The sequence below is a fragment of the Planotetraspora kaengkrachanensis genome (assembly GCF_016862895.1).
Lineage (GTDB): Bacteria > Actinomycetota > Actinomycetes > Streptosporangiales > Streptosporangiaceae > Planotetraspora > Planotetraspora kaengkrachanensis.
This window is the reverse complement of sequence record NZ_BONV01000041.1, coordinates 73,193-94,799: the sequence shown is the minus strand read 5'-3', so window position 1 is coordinate 94,799 and position 21,607 is coordinate 73,193. Positions and strand designations below refer to the sequence as shown.

The following is a 21,607-nucleotide window of genomic DNA, read 5'->3' as shown; positions in this document are numbered from 1 at the left end:
GTGTTATCGTTGGGCAAAACACTTTAATGAGTTACCCCGATAGCACGCTTAAGGAGCTTGCCAGATGACCTCCCTGGCCAGGCTGAGTCTGGCCAACCGCAGTCTGGTGATCATGATTGCGGTTGTCCTCGGCCTTTTCGGCGCCTTCGCGATCCCCTCGCTGAAGCAACAGCTTTTCCCCTCGCTGGAGTTCCCGGCGGCGTTCGCTGTGGCCAGTTACCCCGGCGCCTCGCCCGAGATCGTCGAGGAACAGGTCACCAAGCCGATCGAGAGCGGCTTCCAGGGACTGCCCGGCGTGACGGAGATCACCTCCACCTCGAAGGAGGGGGTGGCCCAGATCCAGGTGGCCTACGAGTACGGCACCGACGTCGACGACGTCGTCGGCAAGATGCAGCAGGCGATCACCAGGGTCAAGCCGCAACTGCCGCAGAACGTCGACCCGCAGGTGGTCGCCGGCAGCACCGACGACATCCCCGTCATGGCCCTCGCGGTCGACGACGGCGGCGACCCGCACGGCACGTTCGAGAAGCTCGAGCGGATCATGGCTCCCAAGCTGCAGTCGATCACGGGCGTCCGCGACGTGACCGTGAGCGGCGCCGGCGAGAAGCAGGTCGTGGTCACCCCCGACTCGCGCAAGCTCGCGTTGCTCGGCCTGTCCGCCGCCTCGATCCCCGATCTGCTCCGCTCGAACGGCGCGCTGATCCCGGCCGGCAGCCTCACCGAGGACGGCAAGTCCCTCACCGTGCAGACGGGCGACCGGCTGCAGACCGTCGACGACCTCAAGAACCTCTACCTCACCCCCGCCGTGCCGTCCGCCGCTTCCGGCCGGGCAGGGACGCAGGGCGGCCAGAGCGCGGGAGGCCAGGCCGCGCAGGGAGCCCGTGCCGGGCAGCCCGGCCTGCCCCAGGGCAACGCGCAGGCACGGCTACGGCCGGTCAAGCTGGGCGACGTCGCGACCGTGGAGATCAAGGACGCCCCCGCCACCGCGCTGACCCGGACGAACGGCAAGCCGAGCCTCGGCGTCTCGGTCACGATGACGCCCGACGGCAACGCCGTACAGATCTCCCACGACGTGCGTGACGCGCTGCCGGAACTGACCCGCGCGCTCGGCGACGTGTCCCAGCTGACCGTCGTGTTCGACCAGGCGCCCTACGTCGAGAACTCGATCGAGGACCTCACGACCGAGGGCCTGCTCGGACTGGTCTTCGCCGTCCTGATCATCCTGGTGTTCCTGCTGTCGGTGCGGTCGACGCTGGTGACGGCGGTTTCGATCCCGATGTCGGTGGTCATCGCCCTGATCGCGTTGTGGATCGGCGACTACTCGCTCAACCTGCTGACCCTGGGCGCGCTCACCATCGCGATCGGCCGGGTGGTCGACGACTCCATCGTCGTGCTGGAGAACATCAAACGGCACCTGGCGTACGGCGAGCCGAAACGCCAGGCCATCCTCGGGGCGGTACGCGAGGTCTCGGGTGCCGTCACCGCGTCCACGCTGACGACGGTGGCGGTGTTCCTGCCGATCGCGTTCGTCGGCGGCCTGGTCGGCCAGCTGTTCAGCCCCTTCGCGATCACCGTGACCGTGGCCCTGCTGGCGTCGCTGCTGGTGGCGCTGACCGTGATCCCGGTCCTGGCCTACTGGTTCCTCAAGACGCCGAAGTTCACGGCGCAGGAGGCCGAGGCGGCACGTGAGGACGCCGAGCGCAGGGAGCTGCGCAGCCCGCTGCAGCGCATGTACCTGCCGGTGTTGCGGTTCGCGACCAAGCGGCGCGTGGTCACCCTGATCATCGGGGTGGTCGTCTTCATCGGCACCATGGGCCTCGCCCCCAACCTGAAGACCAACTTCCTCGACTCCTCCGGCAACGACACCACCTCGATCAGTCAGCGGATGCCGGTCGGCACCGACCTCGCCACCACCGACGCCGCCGCCAAGAAGGTCGAGGGCGTTTTGTCCTCGGTCAAGGGCATCGCGTCGTACCAGGTGACCATCGGCGGCGGCAACCAGTTCCTCGCGGGTGTGGGCGGCGGCTCCGACCGCGCGTCGTTCTCCGTCACGCTGAACCAGGGGACCGACACCCCGACGCTGGAGCAGACGCTGCGCGACCGGCTGAAGCAGCTGAACGACGTCGGCGAGATCACCGTTGGCGGGGGAGGGGGCGGCGGCTTCAACTCCAACCAGGTTCAGGTCGTCCTCCAGGGCTCCGACGCCGCCGAGCTGAAGACGGCCGCCACCACCGTGCGCGACGCGATGGCCGGGATCGGCGGACTGCGTGACGTCGCGTCCAACCTCGAAGACAGCGCACAGCGTGTCGAGGTCCACGTCGACAGGGAGAAGGCCGCGGCCAGGGGACTGACCGAGGCCGCGATCGGCCAGATCGTCGCGCAGGCCTTCCGCGGCGCGCCGATCGGTTCGCTCGACATCGACGAGCGGTCGAGCGACATCGTGCTCCGCGTGGGCGACGCCCCCGACGACCTCGCCGCGATCAAGGCGATCCAGCTGCCCACGCCCACCGGGCTGGTCAAGCTGAGCTCGGTCGCCGATGTGGCCAAGACCGACGGGCCGACGCAGATCAGCCGCCAGGACGGCGACCGGACCGCGACGGTCTCCGGCGCCGCGGACGCCTCCGACCTCGGCGCGATCACCACCAAGGTGACCGACAAGCTGGAGACCCTCACCCTGCCCGCCGGGGTGACCTGGGAGATGGGCGGCGCCAGCTCCGACCAGCAGGAGGCGTTCGCCAGCCTCGGCATCGCGATGCTGCTGGCGATCGCGATCGTCTTCATGATCATGGTCGCGACGTTCCGCAGCCTCATCCAGCCGCTGATCCTGCTCGTGTCGATCCCGTTCGCGGCGACCGGCGCGATCGGGCTGCTACTGGCCACCGACACCGCACTGGGCGTCCCCGCGCTCATCGGCATGCTCATGCTGATCGGCATCGTGGTCACCAACGCGATCGTGCTGATCGACCTGATCAACCAGTACCGCGCCAAGGGCCTCGGCATCACCGAGGCGGTCATCGAGGGCGGCAGGCGCCGGCTCCGGCCGATCCTCATGACGGCCATCGCGACGATCTGCGCGCTGACCCCCATGGCGCTCGGCGTCACCGGCTCGGGCGGCTTCATCTCCCAGCCGCTGGCGATCGTCGTGATCGGCGGCCTGATCTCCTCGACGCTGCTCACGCTGGTGCTCGTGCCGACCCTCTACACGATGGTCGAGCGGACCAAGGAGCGCATGCGCCGTACGCCCAAGGCGCCGTCGGGTGAGGGCGACCTCAAGGTCTACGAGAAGGAGGCCCTGACCCCGGCTCCCTGAGCCGCACCCCTGGTACGGCGGGGCCGCGCGACGCGCGCGGCCCCGCCGTCCGGCTTTCATGAGCCGCCGCGGCGGGGCGGCGGGGCGGGAGGCCGCGCCGCCTCAATAGACTGACCCAACGTGAGTGCCAAGCCGCGAATCCCGAATGTCCTGGCCGCCCGCTACGCGTCAGCGGAGCTGGCCCGCCTGTGGTCCCCCGAGCACAAGGTCGCGCTGGAGCGCAGACTCTGGCTGGCCGTGCTGAGGGCCCAGACCGACCTCGGGATCGACGTGCCGCCGGACGTGGTCGCCGACTACGAGAAGGTCGTCGACCAGGTCGACCTCGGCTCCATCGCCGAACGCGAGCGCGTCACCCGCCACGACGTGAAGGCCAGGATCGAGGAGTTCAACGCCCTCGCCGGCCACGAACACGTCCACAAGGGCATGACCTCGCGCGACCTGACCGAGAACGTCGAGCAACTCCAGATCCGCGACAGCCTCCTGCTCGTCAGGAACCGCGTCGTCGCGCTGCTCGCCCGCCTCGCCCGCCTGGCCGCCGAGCACTCGCCGACGGTCATGGCCGGCCGCTCGCACAACGTGGCCGCACAGGCCACCACCCTCGGCAAACGCTTCGCCACAGCCGCCGACGAACTGCTCGCCGCCTACGAACGCCTCGACAACCTTCTGGACCGGTACCCCCTGCGCGGCATCAAGGGCCCGGTCGGCACCGCCCAGGACATGCTCGACCTGCTCGGATCCGGTGACCGCCTCACCGAACTGGAGGACCGCGTCGCCGCGCACCTCGGATTCACCCGCCGCTTCACCAGCGTCGGACAGGTCTACCCGCGCTCCCTCGACTACGACGTCCTCACGACCCTGGTGCAACTGGCCGCCGCCCCGTCGTCGCTCGCCAAGACCATCCGCCTGATGGCCGGGCACGAACTCGTCACCGAGGGCTTCAAGGAGGGCCAGGTCGGCTCCTCGGCGATGCCGCACAAGATGAACACCCGTTCCTGCGAACGCGTCAACGGCCTCACCGTCATCCTGCGCGGATACGCCTCCATGACGGCGGAACTGGCAGGCGACCAGTGGAACGAGGGCGACGTGTCCTGCTCGGTCGTGCGCAGGGTCGCGCTGCCCGACGCGTTCTTCGCCTTCGACGGCCTTGTGGAGACCATGCTCACCGTCCTCGACGAGTTCGGCGCGTTCCCCGCCGTCATCGAGGCCGAACTGAACCGCTACCTCCCGTTCCTCGCCACGACCAAGATGCTCATGGCCGCGGTCCGCGCCGGAGTGGGCCGGGAGACCGCCCACGAGCTGATCAAGGAACACGCTGTCGCGTCCGCGCTCGCCATGCGCTCGGAGGGCAAGGCCAACGAACTGCTCGACCGGCTGGCCGCCGACACCCGGTTCCCGCTCGGCCGGGCCGAACTCGACGCGCTGCTCGCCGACCGGATCTCCTTCACCGGCGCGGCGCCCGAGCAGGTCGGCCAGATCGTCGAACACGTCGGGCGGATCACCGCCGCCCACCCCGGCGCCGCCGCCTACACGCCCGGCGCGATCCTTTGAGGGAGCTCACCCGTACGGCGGAGGTCGTCGACGCCTCCGCCGACGACGACCTGATCGTCTGGGCGGCCCAGGGCATGAAGCCCGGCGTGCGGGCATGGGCCGCCGGCGACGCGGTGGTCGTGGCCAGCCCCCGCGCGTCGCGCCGCGACCGGCTGGCCGTCCACGGCGGCACGGCCCACGCCACCCGGCTGGTACGGCACGCCCTGGCCGAGGTGGGCCCGGCCTTCCGGCCGTTCGGCGACCTCCACCTCGTCCGCGAACTGTCGGACACCATGGACGAACTCGAGTTCTCCGGCAACTTCTCGTGGATGGTCACCACCGCGCCGCCACCGGCCCCTGACGTGGTTCAGGACGCCGAGTGGCTCACCCCCGACGAGGAACCGGACGTGACCGACCTCCTCAAGGCCGCCAACCCCGACTCCTACGCCGTGCCGGGCATCCCCGAGGTCCGCCGCTGGGCAGGCATCCGGGACACGACAGGCGAACTGCTCGCCGTCGCCGCCGACGCCTGGTCGGCGCCGACCGTGGGCCTGCTCGCCGGGGTCGCGACAGCCGTACAGGCCAGAGGGCGCGGGCTGGGGGAGCGGATCTGCCGCTTCGTCACCCAGGCCCTGCTGGCCGAGCACGACCGGGCGGCACTGATGGTGAATGACGAGAACGACGCCGCGATCGGCCTCTACGAACGCCTCGGCTACGCCCGCCGCCTCGTCGCCGCCGCGGCCGACACACGCCTCGCCTGACCGGCCCGTGCCGTACGCCTCGGGGGAGCGGCGGCCGCGAACCCGGGGTCGAGCACACGCAGCACGCCCGGCAGCTCGTTCAGCGACCTGATCGCCGAAATCCTCGACGAGGTTTCCGGATCGACCGCCGACGCGGGCGAGCTGCCGTAACGGTCCAGCCAGACCCCGTGCATGCCCACCTTGGCCGGGCCGACGGCGTCGAGCTGAAGGTTGTCGCCGACGAGGACGACCTCCTGCGGCCGCAGCCCCAGCTTCGCCGCGGCCCGCAGGTAGCACTCCGCAGACGGCTTGAAGTTCCCGCCCAGCGAATCGGGCGTCAGGACCGGGTCGAGACGGTCCATCAGCCCGATGCGGCGCAGCTTGGCCTCCTGCTGCACGGGAACCCCGTTGGTGAGAACGCCCAGAGTCAGCCCGCCGCCCGCCAGCGCGTCGATCACCTCGGCCGCGTCGGGGAAGGCGGCCCATGCGGCCTCGTAGTGCACGAGGAAGTCCGCATAGGCCGCGTCCAGGTCCGGCGGGAGCCGCAGGCCCATCCGGCCGCAGAAATCCCTGAGCCTGCGCCGCCGCTGCTCGGCGAACGAGCACTCGCCGGCATGCCACGCCGGAAGATGCCTGTTCTCCAGATCCAGCCACAACGCGGGCGTCTCCATCACCAGGGGATGCCCGGGCGAAACCGACTCCGTCCAGCTCGCCGCGGCGTACGCGACGGCCCTGCGGTGATCGAAGAGGGTCTCGTCGAGGTCGAACAGAATGGCCCTGATCATCAGGCCATCGTGACCGGCCGTTGTTTCACCGGGATTTCCCGCCGATGAAGGCCCGTGACCGGCCCGGCCGGCTCAGGCGTCGTCGCGGCGCCGGTCCGCGTTCGCGTGCACGGCGTCCCGCACGTACGCCGCCAGCCCCACCGCGACCCGCTCGTAGTTCACCGCGAACCGGGGATCGGCGACGTACATGTCGCCCAGGCCCCGGTGCATCGTGGTGGAGCAGTCGTAGAACCACCGGCTGATGTGCTCACGATGCCGTTCGGCCACGTCCATCGCCTGCTCGGCGTCGGCCGGGACACCCGCCTCGAACGCCTCGGCGAACGCCGTCAGCAACGCACCACCCTCCTCCTTGATCCTCAGCCAGTCGTCCTTCGTGTACGCGGCCGTCCTGCGGCGGCTCTGCTCGAACGCGTCGCCGCCGCCCCACCGCTCCTCGGCCTCCTGGGCGTGCTCATCCGGATCGAAGTCGCCGAACACCTCGAACCGCTCCTGCGGGGTCAGCGAGATCCCCATCGTTTGCGCCTCCATCGCCTTCTCCACCGCCGCCACCATCTCCTGGAGCCTGCCGATCCGCCGCCGCAGCAACTCGTGCTGGCGACGCAGGTGCGTCATCGGGCCGGCGCCCGGCTCGTCGAGGATGGTGGCGACCTCCTCCAAGGAGAACCCGAGCTCGCGATAGAACAGGATCCGCTGCAACCGGTCGAGATCCGCCTCGGCGTACCGCCGGTATCCCGCCCTGGTCCGCTCACCCGGCGACAGCAGCCCGATCTCGTCGTAATGATGCAGCGTGCGCACCGTCACCCCGGCGAACGCGGCGACCTGCCCGACCGAATAACCCATGGGTCCACCCCCTTTCAGGATCAAGCGTGTGGCCTGACGTCACGTGAGGGTCAACCCGAGCGTCCCAGGGCGGATCAGCGAGCCCGCCAGAACGCACCGTTCGCCGACGGATCGTCGGGGTCGCTCTGTGGCACCGTGAACCCCACGCCCCACGTCGTCGCCGTACCCGGTATCCGCGCCACGGACGACAACACGGCGTCCGTCCCCGGCCTGCGCGGCAGCGGCGTGCTCTTCCACCCCGATCTGGTGACATGCCACAACGTGGCGTTCCACGCACCCTGCACGACCCAGACCCCGCCTGTGCCGTCGGGCGTCACCTGGGTGTACGGCTGGCCGCCGGTCTTCCCCACGAGAGTCGTCCACTTCGTGCCGTTCCAGTGCATGAGGAGCGTACGGCTGAACGTGACGTCGTCACCCTCCTCGTTCGCGCCCTCCCAGCTGATCCCGCCGACCGCCCAGACGTTCTCCGGACTCATCACCAGGAGGTCCCGGAAACCCACTTCCGCGTCGGGTGAGGGCAGCGTCACCGGGGGAAGGGCGATGGGTTTCCACGAACCCCCACGCCACCGCATGATCGTCGGCTGTGACCCGTTCAGTCCCGCGGCCCAGACGTCACGCGCCTTGTAGATGTCGACCGCGCTCGCCTGGCCGGGGAGTGCGAAGCTGCGCCAGGACTTGCCGTTCCAGTGCCGGGCAGAGGCCGTCTGGGCCCCGACAGCCCAGACGTCCTTCACGTTCAGCGCGTCGGTGTCGGCGGCCGAGAACCGCTTGCCCAGCGACCGGGTGGTCCACGACTTCCCGTTCCACCGGGACGCCCTGCCCTGCCCGAACACCCACACGCTCTTCGGCGAACTCGCGGCGATGGCCGTCAGGTCGGCCGCAGGCACCCCGGGCAGCAGCGTCCACCGCTTGCCGTCGAAGCGCTCGACGACGCCCTTCACCTTGCCGTTCACCACCCGGTGGCCGGCCGCCCAGACCGAGCCGTTCTTCAGCGTGGCCACGTCGTTGAGCACGTCGTCTCTCGGCAGGGCGTTGACCTTGACCAGCTTCCACGCGGGCGGGGCCTGGCTCGCCGCTCCCGCCCCGGCGGGCTCGACCACCGCCCCGGCGGGCGGCGCCACGAGCACCGCCCCGGTCAACCCCACGACCGCCGCTCCCGCCACCAGCACACACCGCATGCGCCCTCCCTGTTTACAGGTTGGACTCCAACTCGGCGGGATTCGTTCGCGGCAGGTTCACCCGTCTGCGGCCGCACCGCCGCCCGAGCTGTCTTGGGGGTCATGGCCGTTGTGGCCGTCCGCGTCGCGCAGGAGCGGATGCGAGCGCATCGCCACCTCCAGCTCACCGGGAAGCTCGTCACGATAGCGGCCGAGCGTGGACAGGTCGCTGTGCCCGAGAACCCGGCGCACCGCGTCCATGTCCGTGCCGTCCGCGAGCAGATGCGTCGCCGTGGTGTGGCGTAACCCGTGCGGGGTGACGCTGCGCCGCCGTCCGGGATCGACCCGCCGCTGCACCCGGTCGATGACCGCCTGGACGTCGCCCCGCGCGAGCCTGCGGCCGCGCCACGACAACAACAACGCCTTGTCCCGCTCCTGCGCCCGCACGGTCAGGTAGGCGTCGAACACCTCGGCGACGTCACGGGGGAGCGGCACGTCCCTCGTCTTGCCGCCCTTGCCGAAGATCCGCCAGTAACGCACGCCGTCGTTGGTGTAGAAGTCCTCCACATTGGCTCTGACCAGCTCGGACACCCTCGGCCCCAGTGTCGCCAGCAGCAGCACGATCAGGGCGTCGCGGACGTCGGTCCGCTGGTCGCTCCGGCGCGGGGGAACCTGCGCGGGGGAGCGGGCCGCCCCGATGAGACCCTCGGCCTGCTCCTTCGTCAACGCGCGGCGCTCGGCCCGCAGGCCGCCGCGTTCCCGCGCGGTCACCGACGCCGTGGACATCGGATTCAGCTGCACCCAGCCCACCGACGCTGCGTGCTTGAACAACGCCGACACCGACCGGCGGAACCGCCCCTGCGACGCCGCGCTCTGCACATGCGCCTGTTCACGTGGAGCGTCAGCCCGGCGCCGCTCGTCGGGCTTCGTCGCGAAGGCCAGCAGCACCGCGTCGACGTCCTCACCGGTCAGGTCGTCGAGCACCCGGCCCGGGCCTGCCAGCCGTACGAAGGTGGTGACGTCACGGGCGTAGACCTCGGCTGTGGCGGGGGACAGCGCCCCGGTCACGGTCTTGGCCCTGACCAGATCGACATAGCGGTCGGCGGCCTCCTCCACGGTCAGCCGGTTCACCTGAGCGGGCAGCATGATCGAAACCGTACCGGTGTCCACCGACATTCAGGCAGCGGCGTGGAGGAGCTCCGCGACCCGCGTGAAGAGCCTGTCGCCCGCCGCGGCGGCGGCGGGAGAGACCGCGTCGAGCGTGAGGAACCCGTGAACCATCTTCGCCTCACAGTGATGTCTCACCGGCACACCCGCCGCGGTGAGACGCCGGGCGTAGGCGTCGCCCTCGTCCCTCAGCGGGTCGTGCTCGGCCGTGACCACCAGAGCCGGAGGCAGGCCGCCCAGATCGGGCGCGTGGAGCGGGCTGACCCGAGGATCGGCCCGCATCGCCCCCTCGGGGACCCACATCTCCGCGCCCCAGGCGACGGCGTCCGCGTCGAGGCCCCACCCGGTGCCCTTCTCCAGGACGCTGGGCTGGGACAAGGTCAGATCGGTGTTCGGATAAATCAGGATCTGCGCCAGGGGAGTCGGTCCACCCTCGTCGCGCAGGCGCATGCAGGCGAGCGCGGCGAGGTTGCCGCCCGAGCTGTCACCCGCGACCGCCGGGACGCCGAGGGCCCCCATCCGGTCCCGGTGCCGATCGGCCCATAGGACGGCGGCCACCGCGTCGTCGACCGCGGCCGGCCAGGGATGTTCGGGCGCGCGGCGGACGTCCACGGCCAGCACCGCGACCTCGGCGGCGGCCGCGAGGCGGCGGCAGGCCCGGTCGTGGGACTCCAGGTCGCCGATCGTCCACATGCCGCCGTGCAGGAACACGACGAGCGGGAGCGGTCCGGCCGCGGGACGGTAGAGCCGTACGGGCAGCTCGCCGATCATGATGTCGTCGACGAGGGGGAGTGACGGGCCACGGGGCGCGGCCATGGCACGACGGCGCTGGCCGTCGCGCAGGGCGGTGGGGCCGATGTCGCGGGCCGGTGGTCCGGGATTCGTGCGGGTGGTCCTGATGAACTCCGCGAGTTCGGCGTCGGCGAGGTCGCTCATGAGGTCGTCGTGCATGTACGAAGCCTGCCACTCTCATACCGAACAGAATTCACCTTCTGTCCGGTATCGGAGTCATAAGGCATTTATGAATGCTTCTGCCTCTTCTTGTCCCATTCCGGTTTCGTCGCGGACGAGCATGACGGCCTGATGGGTACGACCGGACGCCTTGAGTTCGCGGACGCGCGAGGCCAGATCGGCTGGAGAGGGGGCGGCTCCCGGGATGGGCTGCCCGGAGGCGATGGCGTCCACGACGTTCTTGGCTTCCTTGGGGACGATCCCGGTTTCCGCCCTGACGAGTTTGACCGCCTGGGCCTTCCGTCCCTCGGCGAGCAGGACGCGCACCCGGTTCTGCAGGTCGGCCGAGATCGGCGGTGGAAGGCCGGGTGAACGCCAGCCGAGTGACGCGCTGGGCCGCGCGCCCGCCCGGATGGCGGCCAGCACGACCACGAGCACGGCCACTGCGAGAAACAGGGCGAGCACCACGACGACGAACCCGACCTTGAAGCCGAACATGCCGTGATCGTACGGCTTCGCCCACCCATAACCCCACCCCCTGAGCCTGGAGATGTAGGAGATGTAGGAGATCTATTGGGGGTTGAGGTCGGAGATGCCTTGGGGTGATCATGCACACCCTCGGGCGTGCGCACGGCGACCTGCGGCAACCCGCTTCGTGATCATGCGCAGGTTCGGAGGGATATACGTTGACCTGCGGTTATGTGGCTCACGATCATGCATGATTCCGATTATTAATCTACATTGTAAAGGCTGCGGCTCGGTACCGAACTCCAGATCACCCAAACCACCACAAGCTCAACTGAGGGGCGGGGCACCGAGCGTAGCTGAGACGTCCGTGCGCCTGGGCCGGCCCTGAAAATGGCCGCCATACAGCTCGTGCATGGTCGCGGACGATGAAACGGCAGCTCTTCATACGTGCTGGCGAAACCGTGCATGCTCACGAAGCGGGTTGCCGCAGGTCGCCGTGCGCACGCCCGACGGTATGCATGATCACCATTACGTGGCGGCGAGGTCGGCGGGCCTGCGCACGAACCCGTGCATGATCACGCGCGTAAGCGCGCATGAGGCGTCACCTTTGGCGCGTGATCATGGCGGATGGGGTGCTTCTGGAAATGCTTGATAAGGAACATTATGTCAAGTTTCTTCGGTTGGGGCTTCTCTCCCGGGGGTTGTGGGATGCAGGACTGCTTGGGTTTGAGGCCGGGCTTCCCCGCTGCGGGTTGCTTCGCCGGCAGGGTCTGACCCGCGACCGCCGCGGTGGGTGTCGGGCATGGGATGGCCGGCTCAGGTGTCGCCGTGAGCCGCATCATGGCCAGGATCACGACGCTGATCAGTGTCACGGCGCCGACCAGGAGGATCGCGACGCCGGCGCGTGACGGCATTTTCGTGCTTATGGCCGTGTCGGCGGTCTCGATTCCCGGCATCGACGACCGGGTCATCTCCTCGGGCTCCCTGACGTGGGATCGCAGGGCGAACCCGTGCCCGGCCTCCACCCGGAACGCCTCCTCGTCCGCGAGGAACCTCCTGTACGCGGACAGGGAAGCCTCGCGGCAGATGCGCAGGTCGTCGGGGTCTGGTGGGGCTGCTCCCCCGCCCGCGCAGACGAATCCGTAGATCAACTGGAGGGGCCGGCTGTGCGTGTCGCGGGGTGCGCGTTCAGCCGGCGCCGTTCCGGGTTCGGCGACGTCCTCGGCGGTGACGAGGTGGGTGGCGTGGACGATGGAGATTCTGTGGCCGGAAGACGTCTGCGTTTCGACGACGGTCGCCCGGTCCTCCTGGGTGTCCGGCACGACGGTGTCGTCGAGTATGCCGTGCTCCCCCGCCGAGATCAGGAAGCCGGGCGCGAGGATGGTGCGGTATCCGAGGCGCCGTCCCCGCGCGACGAGGAACGGCCAGGCGTATGCGCTCATGTCACCATCCCCCTTCGGTCAGCCGTGAGTACGGCAGTCGGCCTTCCAGGGCGTCCACCTTGCGGCGCATGTCGTACATGACGCGTCTGCGGGCGAGCTGGATGTTTTCGAGGCGCTGTTCGGCGTCGTTGAGTTCGCGGCTGAGGCGTGCCCGGTCCTCGTCGGGCGGCGTTCCCATGCGTGAGTCGAGGAAGAAGCCGAGCATGGTGTCGCCGAATGCGGCGGTGGGCGTGCCGAGCAGGGCGAGCACGGTACGGCCGGCGAGTTGGCCGGCGAAGGTGGTGAGTGAGGCGAATGCCTCGAGGGCGCCCTGCCGGGTGCGCCGGTCGACCTCGGCTCTGATGGCGGCGATGCTGTCGTGGTCGAGGCGGGATTCGATCTGTTCGAACAGGCCGGGGACGACGGCGGACAGGGGCACGTCGACGTTGGTCGGCTGCACCGCGCCCTGTGGGGTTTTGACGATCTCCCCGTTCGGGTCGATGGTGGCGAAGCCGGGCCCGACGGCGCTGACGGGGATGAGGCGGACCACGCGGGTGGCGCCGTGCAGGGTGATGAGCGAGCGGAAGTGGTCGTTGGATGTGAGCAGGTTGCGGACGATGCTGAGCCGGGTGTCTTCGTCGGGGTGGAGGTCGGCGAGCAGGTCCCATTTGGTGATGACGAAGCTGATGGGGGCCGAGGCCTCGAGCATGACGGGCAGGAGCGCGTTGAGGGTTCGTTCGAGGTGGAGCGGGCCTTCGGGGTGGCCGTCGGCGTGCTGTCGTATGCGGTAGCCGTCGAGGACTCCGATGAGGGCGTCGGCGGAGTCGATGTGGGCGAACAGTTCCTTCTGTTTGGTGGAGCCCGCGTCCTGGAGGTCGGTGAGCAGCTCCCCCGCGTATTCGAGGTATCTGAGGTTGAGGATGGGGTGTGGCGCGCCGTCGATGTGGGTCTTGACGGTGAAGGTGAAGTGGCGGGTCTCGCCTTTGGCCGTGCCGCGCGGCCATGCTCCGGTGGCGGCGGTGTCGGCCATCTGCAGGTACCACTCGTTGAGTTGCAGGACGTCGTCGCGGGTCGCGGTGATGAAGTAGCACTGGCCTGCGGGGCTTTTAAGCCGGTGGTACATGCTGGCGAGCAGGAGCGTTTTGCCTGAGCCCTGCAGGCCGAGGGCGACGACGTTGAACGTCGGGGTGGTCTCGGCGATGGTGAGCGGGGTGGTGGCGCGTCGTGCGCGGATTCGCCGGGCGAGCAGGCCGAGCAGGATGCCGAGGGTGATGATGATCAGGACGACAGCCATCGCGTCGTCTCCGTCCTGGGATTGCCGTTCTGAGGGTGGGCGCGGAGGGGTGTGGCTCTGATCCTGCGACGGAGAGTGGTGGCTGCGCCTGAGTAGGCCCGTACTCAAATCGGCCCGTGATCGGCCCCCGGGGCGCGTGTGCGGGCGGGCGGGTGCTGTGTCCGGGGGCGGGCGGTACCGGTCGCCTGGTTGGGGTTCCCGCCTGTCCCCCGGCGGTCCGCCTGGTCGTGGCGGATTGGAGCGCGACGTTCGGGGATCAGGGGTGGGGACGTACGTGGCCGTGCGTCGCCGTCCCGGCTCGGGAGGTGTCGCTCTGGAGCCGGGACGGCGACGTGGGTGGTCGGTTCTCGGTGGCTCAGGTCGTCGTGCGGGACTCGCTCTCGTCGGAGACGAGATGCGGCCGGCCGACGCCTGTTCCGTGTCCGGGAGCGGATCCTCCGTACGGCCGGCCGGTTCTGTCGTGGATGCCGTGTCGCCGGTAGGCGGTTTCCTTCTTGTGCGCGATCTCTTCTGCGCGGGTGGTGGTGCTGACGCCGACTCCGAGTGGTGAGGAGGCGTTGACGTCGGTGGAGGGGACGCCGTGGCGTTCGGTGGAGCCGACTTCGCGGCCGGGTCCCTGGTCGGCGGTCGGTTTGCGGAAGGCGAGGTCGCCTGCCCGGACGACTTCTTCGCTGACCTTGCCGACGTCGGGTGAGAATCCGTGCTGGTGTTTGCCTTCGAATCGGCCGGGTTTGGTGGTCTTGGCCATGTCCGACTCCCCCCGGGGTCGGCGGATCTCAGCAGATCCGCGGTAGCGGGTCACCGACGAGCATGTCGACGATGCGGGTCCCGCCGAAGGCGGTTTTCAGCAGGACGAGGCCGGGCGGGTCGTCGTTGACCCGGCCGACGATGGCGGCTTCGCGGCCGAGGGGGTGCGAGTGCAGCGCGGTGAGCGCGGCCTCGGCGGACGCCTGGGCCACGATTGCGATCATCCGGCCTTCGCAGGCGACGTACAGCGGGTCGATGCCTAGGAGTTCACATGCCCCGCGTACGTCGGGACGAACCGGAATTATGTCCTCATTCACGATAATTGCCGCTTTTGATGCTTCGGCGATCTCGTTGAGGACGGTGGCCACTCCCCCGCGGGTGGCGTCGCGCAGGCAGCGGACGTCGCCGTCCGCGCAGGCGTCCAGCAGCCGGGCGGTGAGCTCGTTCAGCGGCGCGGTGTCGGAGGTGAGGTCGGCCTGGATGTCGAGCTCTCCCCTGGCGAGCATGATCGTGATGCCGTGCTCGCCGATGGGCCCGGACACGATGACCGCGTCGCCGGGCTGTGCGGCGGCGGCGCTGAGCCGGGTGGGCCGCTCGAGCGTGCCGACGCCCGCGGTGACGACGTAGCAGCCGTCGGCCTTCCCCCGCTCGACGACCTTGGTGTCGCCGGTGACGATGTGCACGCCTGCCGCTTCGGCCGCGGCGGCCATGGACGCGGCGATGCGCCGCAGGTGGGCGATCGGGAAGCCCTCTTCGAGGATGAATCCGGCCGACAGGTACCGGGGCCGGGCGCCGCACATGGCCAGGTCGTTGATGGTGCCGTTGACGGCCAGGTCGCCGATGTCGCCTCCGGGGAAGAACAGCGGCGTGACGACGAACGAGTCGGTCGTGAAGGCCATCTCGTCGATGACGGCGCCGTCCTCCAGCGGCTCGAGGGCGGGGTTGCGGAACGACTCCAGGAACACCCCTTCGATCAGGGTGTGGGTCGCCTTTCCGCCCGCGCCGTGGGCGAGGGTGATGTGTTCCTCGCGCACGCGGGCCTTGCGGCGGCGGGCCCGCTCGATGCGTTCGAGGACCTGCTCCTCGAGGCCGGTGTCGCCTGTCACTGGCGGGTCGCCTCCTTGACGCGCTCTCGGGAGAAGCGCCCGAAGTTGTAGTAGGCGGCGCATGCTCCTTCGGAGGAGACCATGCAGGTGCCGATCGGCGTCTCCGGCGTGCAGGCGGTTCCGAAGACTTTGCACTCCCAGGGTTTGAGCACGCCCTTGAGGACCTCGCCGCACTGGCAGGAGGTCGGGTCGGCGACGCGGCCGCCGGGGATCCGGAAGATCCGTTCGGCGTCGTGGCGGGCGTAGGCGGCGCTCATCCTGAGGGCGGACTGGGAGATGAAGCCGAGTCCGCGCCATTCGAAGTGGGGTCTGAGTTCCATGACCTCGCTGATGGCGGCGAGTGCCTTGGGGTTGCCGTCCCAGGGCACGACGCGGGCGTACTGGTTCTCCACCTCGCAGCGGTCCTGTGCGAGTTGGGTGAGGAGCTGGTGGACCGACTGCAGGATGTCGAGCGGTTCGAATCCGGCCACGACGATGGGTTTGCGGTAGTCGCGGGCGATGAACCGGTACGGCCGGCAGCCGATGACGGTGGAGACGTGGCCGGGGCCGATGAAGCCGTCGAGCCGCAGGTCGGGTGAGTCGAGGATGGCCTTGATGGCCGGGATGATCGTGACGTGGTTGCAGAAGACCGAGAAGTTGTCGACGCCGTCGGCCTTGGCCCGCAGGACGGTCATGGCGGTCGACGGTGCGGTGGTCTCGAAGCCGATGGCCATGAAGACGACGCGTTTGGACGGGTTCTGCTTGGCGATCTTCAGGGCGTCGAGTGGTGAGTAGACCATGCGGATGTCGGCGCCGCGTGCCTTGGCGTCGAGGAACGAGCCGGTGCCTCCGGGGACGCGCATCATGTCGCCGAAGGAGGTCATGATGACGTCGGGCTGTGAGGCGATGTGGATGGCGTCGTCCACGCGGCCCATCGGGATGACGCAGACGGGGCATCCGGGGCCGTGGACGAGGGTGACGGCTTGCGGGAGGTAGTCCTCGAGGCCGTGCTTGTAGATCGTGTGGGTGTGGCCGCCGCAGACCTCCATGAACTTGTAGGCGCGGCCGGGTTCGCACAGTGCGGTGATCCGGGCGGCCAGGGCTCTGGCCGTGTCGGCGTCGCGGTATTCGTCGACGAAGCGCATTCAGGTGTCACCCCTGTTCGATCATGGATTCTCGGAGCGCCGCGATCTCGTCGTCGTAGGCCTGGCCGATGCTTTCGAGGAAGTCGAGAGCGGCCTTGGCCTCGGTTTCGTCGATCTTGGACAGGGCGAAGCCGACGTGGATGAGGATCCAGTCGCCGGGGGCGACGGTCTCGTTCTCGAGCAGGCCGATGTTGATCGCGCGTCGTACGCCGCTGACGGCGACCATGGCGAGGTCGGGGTGGTCATTCAGGATTTCCACGATCTCGCCGGGGATTCCCAGGCACATGGGTGGCCTCCGCCATCTCAATGGATTCGAGGATGAGGTCGTCGCCGCCCTCGGTGTGGACGTCCGCGCCGCCGCAGCCCGGGCAGATGGCGAACGGGTCGGGTGAGGTCGTCGTCTGGCCGCAGGATCGGCAGGTCAGCCGGGCCGGGACGATGACCAGGTCCACGTGGGCGCCTTCGGCCGACGATCCTTGCGCGACCATGGTGAACGCCTGGTTGATCGCGGGTTCGGTGATGCGCAGCAGCGCGCCTGCGCGTACGCGTGCCTGGCGGACGCGGCGGCCGGCGGCGCGTTGTTCGATGGCGGCGAGGATGGATTCGGCGATTCCGAACTCGTGCATGTTCTGCCTTTCCTGGTGGGTGGCGTGGGGTGTCACATCTTGCGGATCTCCATGTATCTCTTGAGGTCGGGCATCGCCCGGTAGACCAGGACTCCGGCGGCGACGACGGCTGCGCCGATGATGAGGCGTCTCAACATGTCCGCTCCTCTTGCTGGGCCGGTGACCGTGTGGGTGTGCCGGCGGGTGTGTGGTCGGCGTCGACGCGCTTGTCGACGCGCTTGTGGATGTCCTGGCCGAGGTCCTGGCCGAGGTCCTGGCCGATGTGCTGGTCGATGAGGTCGGCGACGAGGGCGGCGGCTCTGGGCACGGCGTCGGCGACGGGCGGGGTGAGTTCCATGCCGGGTGAGGTGTCGGCGGGTTCGCAGCCGACGATCAGCACCTGTCCCGCTCCCCCGCCGAAGGTCCCGGCCAGGGCGAGGACGGTCTCGGGGGTGAGTGCGTGGGCGTCGACGAGGGCGGCGCCGCGTTGGAGTTCGGGTGGGGGTTCGAGCACGTAGACGGTGCCGGGTGCGCCTCCGCGGGCGGTGGCGTCGACCAGGATGGTGAGGTCGTAGCCCCCGCTGGTGAGTTCGTAGGCGAGGTGGATGCCGCGAATGCCGAAATCCGCGACCTGTGCCTGTTCGGGCAGGTCGGCGTCGGCCAGGTGCCGGGCGACGGCGACGCCGAACCCGTCGTCGCGCAGGAAGATGTTGCCCACTCCCGCGACCAGGATCTTCATGGGTGCGCCTCCTCGTCGCCGAGCGGCTCCACCTCGTCGGGGGCGAAGTAGAGGAAACGCCCTTGGATGCGTTGCAGGTCGGCGGCCGGGTCGTCGGCCAGGGTGACCGCCAGGTGCCGGGATCCGTCGACGTCGAGGAACACCGCTTCGACGTGGGCGACCTTTCCGGCGAGGAACATGTCGTGGGCGTCGGCGCGGCGGGTGCCGGGGTTGAGGCGGACGCGGCTGCCCTTGGTGAGCTGGACTCCGGAGACGGTGACGGTGTCGGTCTCCGGGGAGACGTGCGGGTCGGCGCCCGGATCCCACCAGGGCGCGCCGGGGATCGTGGCGGAACCGCCTGAGTGCGTGGTGTCGAGGAGGGCGTCTCCGGGATCGGCGCCGTACTCGCCCGCGGGCCCGTTTCCGGGCGCGGCCGGGGCGACGTCCGCGAATCCGGGGAAGCCGGCCAGCGCGCCGTGCCCGGCCGCAGCGGTGGAAGGCGACGGCGCGCCCAGGTACCTGATGACGCCGTGCAGTCGTTCGAGCAGTTCGGGAGGCAGGTCCTGGGCCCGGCGGAGGATCTCGGCCGCGCGCGGATCGGTCGCGGCCGCCTCCCTGGCTTCCTCCTCGGTGAGGGTGATCGCCCGGAGGTGGAGCATCTCGTCGATCTCGGTCGAGTCGAACATGTCGCCCTGGCTCTCCGGAGCGATGCCCGGGTAGTCGTACAGGATGATCGGCGAGGACAACATCAGCGTCCGGTCGCCGGGGTCGCCGATGAGTACCGGCCATACGTGCTGGTTGCGGCAGCCGTCGACGGCGGGGTGTGCCCATTCCGGCGGGTCGATCAGGGAGACGAATCCGCCGCGGGTGGTGCCGATGAGCAGGTGGGTCGCGATGAGCGACCGGCGCAGGGCCTCTTCGCGTGGCGCGCCCGGTTGGTCCCAGGAGCTGGTGTTCCTCGTTTCGACGTGCAGTCTGACCAGCCCGTACGGCCCGCTCAGGCGGGTGGCCGAGACGCGGAGGCGTGCGTCGAGGGGTTGTTGCCGCAGCACCACCTGGCCCACGGGTTCGCCTTCTGGCGACAGGATCGGCTCAGCGGTCCGGTCTCCGGCGACCTGGACGTCGACGGAGTGCTCTTCTGCGAGCAGGTCGCGCAGTGGGAGGACGGCCTCCGCCTCGCGTTCGGTCGCGTCGTCGAAGCCGAGGTACACGGTCTCGCCGCTGGTCAGCTCGGGGACGGTGCGGTGGCCGCCGTCGACGGTGAGCTCCTCGACGGTCCGGGACCTGATGTGGAGGAACCGCAGGCGCAGGTGGATGTCCGCGTCGTCGTCCGCGGCTTCGAGGAGGCATTCGGTGACGCTCTTGGACGGTTCCGCGGTGACCGAGTAGCCGGGCGGGACGAGCACGCCGAACTGCCAGCGGAGCCGGTTCTTGGCCGCCGAGGCGCGGTACGGGTAGAGCAGGTAGCCCTCGTACAGGACGGCGTCGGCCACGCGCCGGGCGATTTCCATGGGGGTGGTCACTTCTGGGCCTCCCTGAGTCCCCGGGCTTCGCCCAGCAGCATGTCGATGGCGTCGTCCCAGGTGGGGACGGCGTGTTCGGATTTGTAGCGGTGCAGCGCGCGCAGGGTGTCGCGCCGCAGCATCAGCCAGCCGGAGCCGGGGAAGTAGCGGTCCATGAGCTCGCGCCACACCGTGACCGGCAGCCGGTGGCGGCATTCGCAGTGCCACGGCACCTGCCGTACGGTGAAGCCGCCGTCGGTCTGGACGAAGACGGTGCCGCTGAACAGCAGGATGAGCGGGATCTCGCCTTCGTCGAGCGCGGCGAAGTACTTGCCTGCGGCGACTTCGAGGTCGTAGGTGAACGGCACCTGCAGGTCGATCTCGGCGGACCCCTCGAAGCCGGGGACCATGGTGGAGACGCCGGCGAGGTGCAGCGGCTTGAGGGTCTCCCCCCATCGGGACGGTTCGCCGAACAGGTCGCCGAGCAGTTCCGCTTCGGCGGGACCGTACCTCCTGCGTTGCGGCTCGATGCGCAGCTGGCAGTGCAGCAGGACGGCGTGTACCGGCGAGGGGTCGGTGATCCGCAGCCGGAAGTTCATGATGGGCGAGGCCGCGTAGGGCTCGGGGCGTGCGCCCAGGCAGTCGAACCGTGTCTCGCTCATGGGTGCCCACCTTCCGGGTCGCCGCCCGGTTCGTACGGCACGGCGCGGCCGCGCCGCCGGAGTCCGGCGAAGAACCCGTCGATGGCGGCCCACGCCTGTTCACCTCCGCCGAACCCCTTCCAGTGGAGCCGGACGAGGCCGACCAGTTCGTAGCAGGCGGAGATCGGCACGAGGTGGCAGGCGAACGTCCCGGTGGCGTCGCGGTCGATGAGCAGCGCCTCGACGTCGGGCTCGGCTCCGGGAAGCTCGGGGTTGGCCGCGAGGATCCGCTCCCACGCCTGGAGCGGCAGCAGCGACTCGGTCGCGCCGGCGGGGCTGGGGTAGAACGCGACGGCGTGGCCGAGTGCGGAGTTGTGGAAGAAGAACGCGGTGCGGACCGGGATCTGCAGTTCGTCCCAGTCGACGGCCGATATCCGGAAGGCCGGGGCGTGCAGGTAGCGGCGCGGCACGGCGCGGTAGCGGCCTTGCGCGGCGGGCGCGAAGAGCAGGTGGCAGCCGGGGCAGACGCACCGCAGGGCCCGGTCGCCGATGTCGACGACGTGGCCGTGGTCGCCGCCGGCAGGCTGGGCGCACAGTTCGCACCGCGTGCCCTCGGCCGTGTGCTCGGCCGTGTGCTCGGCAGTGTCCCCAGCCGTGCCCGTGTGCTCGACTGTGTGGCGTGCCGGTGCGGGTCCGGCCGCCGGCCCGCTCAGTGGTTCGGGTGCCGGCGGCGGGGGTTCGCGGAAGCGGCGCAGTCCGCTGCCGGTCATGCGACCTCCTCCGGCACCGGGCAGGGGCCAGGCGGGCGCCGCTGGATCTGCAGGAGCGGCCGGTCCGCGGCGCGGCCGCCTCCGTCCGCTGAGCCGTCCGCTGATCCGTTGACGTGCGAGGATCCGTGTACGGCGCCGTGGCCGGCGTGCTCGTCGAGGTCGTCCAGGCCGTCGACGTCGACCCTGGTGACCTCGGGGGCGAGCCGGATGATGGCCCGTTCGATGGCTCCGGCGACGGTCAGCCGCGAGGACGGGCAGCCGTGGCAGGTGCCTTCGAGCCGCAGCCGGACCACCCCCGCGGGGTCGACGCCGAGCAGTTCCACTCCCCCGTCGTGCAGCCCGAGATGCGGCCGGACCTCCTCGAGCGCGGCCAGCACGCGGTCGGCCGTGCCCAGCGGGTGGAGGTCGTGCACGATGAGCAGGCCGGAGACCAGGTCGTCGGTGGTGAGCCGGTGCAGGACGTCGGCGGCCTCGGCGCCGGTGACGATCCGCATGACGCGCTCGAGGGCCTCGCCGTACAGGCCGACGAGGACGCGGACGAGTTCCTCGGCCTTCGCCCGCGTGTCCGGTGAGCCGAGTTCGGCGATGAGCGCCTCGACGCGGGCGCCCGCCGCGTGGACGTCAACCGCGTTGATGTCCACTGGGGGCTCACCGGTGCCGGCCGTGTTGTCGTGGTCGCTGCCTTCGGGCATCTGCCCGGCTTCCTTTCCGTCGGTCGTCCCTGTCGTGGGTGG

The 21,607-nt window shown here is 69.9% G+C and carries 22 protein-coding genes; 3 read left to right on the top strand and 19 right to left on the bottom strand.

Annotated features, from left to right (window positions below; genetic code table 11):
- Positions 1-64 precede the first annotated feature (64 nt).
- The 3 genes from Pka01_RS32965 (at position 65) to Pka01_RS32955 (ending at position 5,598) form a co-directional block, all read left to right on the top strand.
- Entirely contained in the window at positions 65-3,310 is a 3,246-nt protein-coding gene (locus tag Pka01_RS32965; RefSeq protein ID WP_203886863.1) for an efflux RND transporter permease subunit, read from the top strand.
- A 120-nt stretch (positions 3,311-3,430) separates the two neighbouring features.
- Entirely contained in the window at positions 3,431-4,858 is a 1,428-nt protein-coding gene (gene purB / locus Pka01_RS32960) for an adenylosuccinate lyase (RefSeq protein WP_203886862.1), read from the top strand.
- Positions 4,855-5,598 (top strand): GNAT family N-acetyltransferase, encoded by a 744-nt coding sequence (locus Pka01_RS32955; RefSeq protein WP_203886861.1) that lies wholly within the window; start codon positions 4,855-4,857, stop codon positions 5,596-5,598. Before purB ends, Pka01_RS32955 begins: the two co-directional genes overlap by 4 nt.
- Here the strand turns inward: Pka01_RS32955 and Pka01_RS32950 are convergent.
- From Pka01_RS32950 to Pka01_RS32865, 19 genes are all read right to left on the bottom strand, one after another.
- On the bottom strand, positions 5,550-6,362 hold the full coding sequence (locus Pka01_RS32950) for an HAD family hydrolase (RefSeq protein ID WP_203886860.1): 813 nt from the start codon (positions 6,360-6,362) through the stop codon (positions 5,550-5,552). The genes Pka01_RS32955 and Pka01_RS32950 overlap by 49 nt on opposite strands.
- 72 nt (positions 6,363-6,434) lie before the next feature.
- Complete coding sequence (locus Pka01_RS32945; RefSeq protein WP_203886859.1) at positions 6,435-7,202, bottom strand: MerR family transcriptional regulator; 768 nt, start codon at positions 7,200-7,202, stop codon at positions 6,435-6,437.
- Positions 7,203-7,276: 74 nt separating this feature from the next.
- Positions 7,277-8,380 carry a beta propeller repeat protein gene (locus Pka01_RS32940; protein WP_203886858.1) on the bottom strand — a complete coding sequence of 368 codons (1,104 nt, stop codon included), beginning with the start codon at positions 8,378-8,380 and terminating at the stop codon, positions 7,277-7,279.
- Between the two features lie 57 nt (positions 8,381-8,437).
- Positions 8,438-9,505 carry a tyrosine-type recombinase/integrase gene (locus Pka01_RS32935; RefSeq protein ID WP_203886857.1) on the bottom strand — a complete coding sequence of 356 codons (1,068 nt, stop codon included), beginning with the start codon at positions 9,503-9,505 and terminating at the stop codon, positions 8,438-8,440.
- Positions 9,506-9,535: 30 nt separating this feature from the next.
- Positions 9,536-10,477: an alpha/beta hydrolase gene (locus tag Pka01_RS32930; RefSeq protein WP_203886856.1), complete on the bottom strand. Its 942-nt coding sequence runs from the start codon at positions 10,475-10,477 to the stop codon at positions 9,536-9,538.
- Positions 10,478-10,534: 57 nt separating this feature from the next.
- The gene (locus Pka01_RS32925) at positions 10,535-10,975 is read right to left on the bottom strand and encodes a hypothetical protein (protein WP_203886855.1); all 441 of its coding nucleotides are present in this window, start codon (positions 10,973-10,975) and stop codon (positions 10,535-10,537) included.
- Positions 10,976-11,520: 545 nt separating this feature from the next.
- Positions 11,521-12,387 (bottom strand): hypothetical protein, encoded by an 867-nt coding sequence (locus Pka01_RS32920; protein WP_203886854.1) that lies wholly within the window; start codon positions 12,385-12,387, stop codon positions 11,521-11,523.
- A gap of 1 nt (position 12,388) precedes the next feature.
- The gene (locus Pka01_RS32915; protein ID WP_203886853.1) at positions 12,389-13,660 is read right to left on the bottom strand and encodes a hypothetical protein; all 1,272 of its coding nucleotides are present in this window, start codon (positions 13,658-13,660) and stop codon (positions 12,389-12,391) included.
- A 355-nt stretch (positions 13,661-14,015) separates the two neighbouring features.
- On the bottom strand, positions 14,016-14,408 hold the full coding sequence (locus Pka01_RS32910; protein WP_203886852.1) for a hypothetical protein: 393 nt from the start codon (positions 14,406-14,408) through the stop codon (positions 14,016-14,018).
- A gap of 28 nt (positions 14,409-14,436) precedes the next feature.
- Positions 14,437-15,513 (bottom strand): hydrogenase expression/formation protein HypE, encoded by a 1,077-nt coding sequence (hypE, locus tag Pka01_RS32905; protein ID WP_239115727.1) that lies wholly within the window; start codon positions 15,511-15,513, stop codon positions 14,437-14,439.
- Positions 15,510-16,637, bottom strand: coding sequence for a hydrogenase formation protein HypD (gene hypD / locus Pka01_RS32900; protein ID WP_203886850.1), 1,128 nt, complete (start codon positions 16,635-16,637; stop codon positions 15,510-15,512). Before hypD ends, hypE begins: the two co-directional genes overlap by 4 nt.
- Positions 16,638-16,644: 7 nt before the next feature.
- Positions 16,645-16,896 (bottom strand): HypC/HybG/HupF family hydrogenase formation chaperone, encoded by a 252-nt coding sequence (locus Pka01_RS32895; protein ID WP_308442308.1) that lies wholly within the window; start codon positions 16,894-16,896, stop codon positions 16,645-16,647.
- Positions 16,880-17,299, bottom strand: coding sequence for a hydrogenase maturation nickel metallochaperone HypA/HybF (locus Pka01_RS32890; protein WP_239115725.1), 420 nt, complete (start codon positions 17,297-17,299; stop codon positions 16,880-16,882). Before Pka01_RS32890 ends, Pka01_RS32895 begins: the two co-directional genes overlap by 17 nt.
- Entirely contained in the window at positions 17,296-17,400 is a 105-nt protein-coding gene (locus Pka01_RS41670) for a DUF6893 family small protein (RefSeq protein ID WP_373318207.1), read from the bottom strand. Before Pka01_RS41670 ends, Pka01_RS32890 begins: the two co-directional genes overlap by 4 nt.
- Entirely contained in the window at positions 17,394-17,981 is a 588-nt protein-coding gene (locus tag Pka01_RS32885; protein WP_203886848.1) for a hydrogenase maturation protease, read from the bottom strand. The genes Pka01_RS41670 and Pka01_RS32885 overlap by 7 nt, the downstream gene beginning before the upstream one ends.
- The gene (locus Pka01_RS32880) at positions 17,978-19,483 is read right to left on the bottom strand and encodes a hypothetical protein (protein ID WP_203886847.1); all 1,506 of its coding nucleotides are present in this window, start codon (positions 19,481-19,483) and stop codon (positions 17,978-17,980) included. The genes Pka01_RS32885 and Pka01_RS32880 overlap by 4 nt, the downstream gene beginning before the upstream one ends.
- Entirely contained in the window at positions 19,480-20,124 is a 645-nt protein-coding gene (locus Pka01_RS32875; RefSeq protein WP_203886846.1) for a DUF6084 family protein, read from the bottom strand. Before Pka01_RS32875 ends, Pka01_RS32880 begins: the two co-directional genes overlap by 4 nt.
- Positions 20,121-20,873, bottom strand: coding sequence for a DUF5947 family protein (locus Pka01_RS32870; RefSeq protein ID WP_203886845.1), 753 nt, complete (start codon positions 20,871-20,873; stop codon positions 20,121-20,123). Before Pka01_RS32870 ends, Pka01_RS32875 begins: the two co-directional genes overlap by 4 nt.
- Positions 20,870-21,565, bottom strand: a complete 696-nt coding sequence (locus Pka01_RS32865; protein ID WP_203886844.1) for a NifU family protein — start codon at positions 21,563-21,565, stop codon at positions 20,870-20,872. The genes Pka01_RS32870 and Pka01_RS32865 overlap by 4 nt, the downstream gene beginning before the upstream one ends.
- Between the last annotated feature and the right edge of the window lie 42 nt (positions 21,566-21,607).

Bases quoted from the DNA above. Each gene is read 5' to 3' on its own strand.
- Pka01_RS32965 (WP_203886863.1), top strand. From the start codon at position 65: ATGACCTCCCTGGCCAGGCTGAGTCTGGCCAACCGCAGTCTGGTGATC.
- Pka01_RS32950 (WP_203886860.1), bottom strand. From the start codon at position 6,362: ATGATCAGGGCCATTCTGTTCGACCTCGACGAGACCCTCTTCGATCAC.
- Pka01_RS32945 (WP_203886859.1), bottom strand. From the start codon at position 7,202: ATGGGTTATTCGGTCGGGCAGGTCGCCGCGTTCGCCGGGGTGACGGTG.
- Pka01_RS32940 (WP_203886858.1), bottom strand. From the start codon at position 8,380: ATGCGGTGTGTGCTGGTGGCGGGAGCGGCGGTCGTGGGGTTGACCGGG.
- Pka01_RS32935 (WP_203886857.1), bottom strand. From the start codon at position 9,505: ATGCTGCCCGCTCAGGTGAACCGGCTGACCGTGGAGGAGGCCGCCGAC.
- Pka01_RS32930 (WP_203886856.1), bottom strand. From the start codon at position 10,477: ATGCACGACGACCTCATGAGCGACCTCGCCGACGCCGAACTCGCGGAG.
- Pka01_RS32925 (WP_203886855.1), bottom strand. From the start codon at position 10,975: ATGTTCGGCTTCAAGGTCGGGTTCGTCGTCGTGGTGCTCGCCCTGTTT.
- Pka01_RS32920 (WP_203886854.1), bottom strand. From the start codon at position 12,387: ATGAGCGCATACGCCTGGCCGTTCCTCGTCGCGCGGGGACGGCGCCTC.
- Pka01_RS32915 (WP_203886853.1), bottom strand. From the start codon at position 13,660: ATGGCTGTCGTCCTGATCATCATCACCCTCGGCATCCTGCTCGGCCTG.
- Pka01_RS32910 (WP_203886852.1), bottom strand. From the start codon at position 14,408: ATGGCCAAGACCACCAAACCCGGCCGATTCGAAGGCAAACACCAGCAC.
- hypD (WP_203886850.1), bottom strand. From the start codon at position 16,637: ATGCGCTTCGTCGACGAATACCGCGACGCCGACACGGCCAGAGCCCTG.
- Pka01_RS41670 (WP_373318207.1), bottom strand. From the start codon at position 17,400: ATGTTGAGACGCCTCATCATCGGCGCAGCCGTCGTCGCCGCCGGAGTC.
- Pka01_RS32885 (WP_203886848.1), bottom strand. From the start codon at position 17,981: ATGAAGATCCTGGTCGCGGGAGTGGGCAACATCTTCCTGCGCGACGAC.
- Pka01_RS32875 (WP_203886846.1), bottom strand. From the start codon at position 20,124: ATGAGCGAGACACGGTTCGACTGCCTGGGCGCACGCCCCGAGCCCTAC.
- Pka01_RS32870 (WP_203886845.1), bottom strand. From the start codon at position 20,873: ATGACCGGCAGCGGACTGCGCCGCTTCCGCGAACCCCCGCCGCCGGCA.
- Pka01_RS32865 (WP_203886844.1), bottom strand. From the start codon at position 21,565: ATGCCCGAAGGCAGCGACCACGACAACACGGCCGGCACCGGTGAGCCC.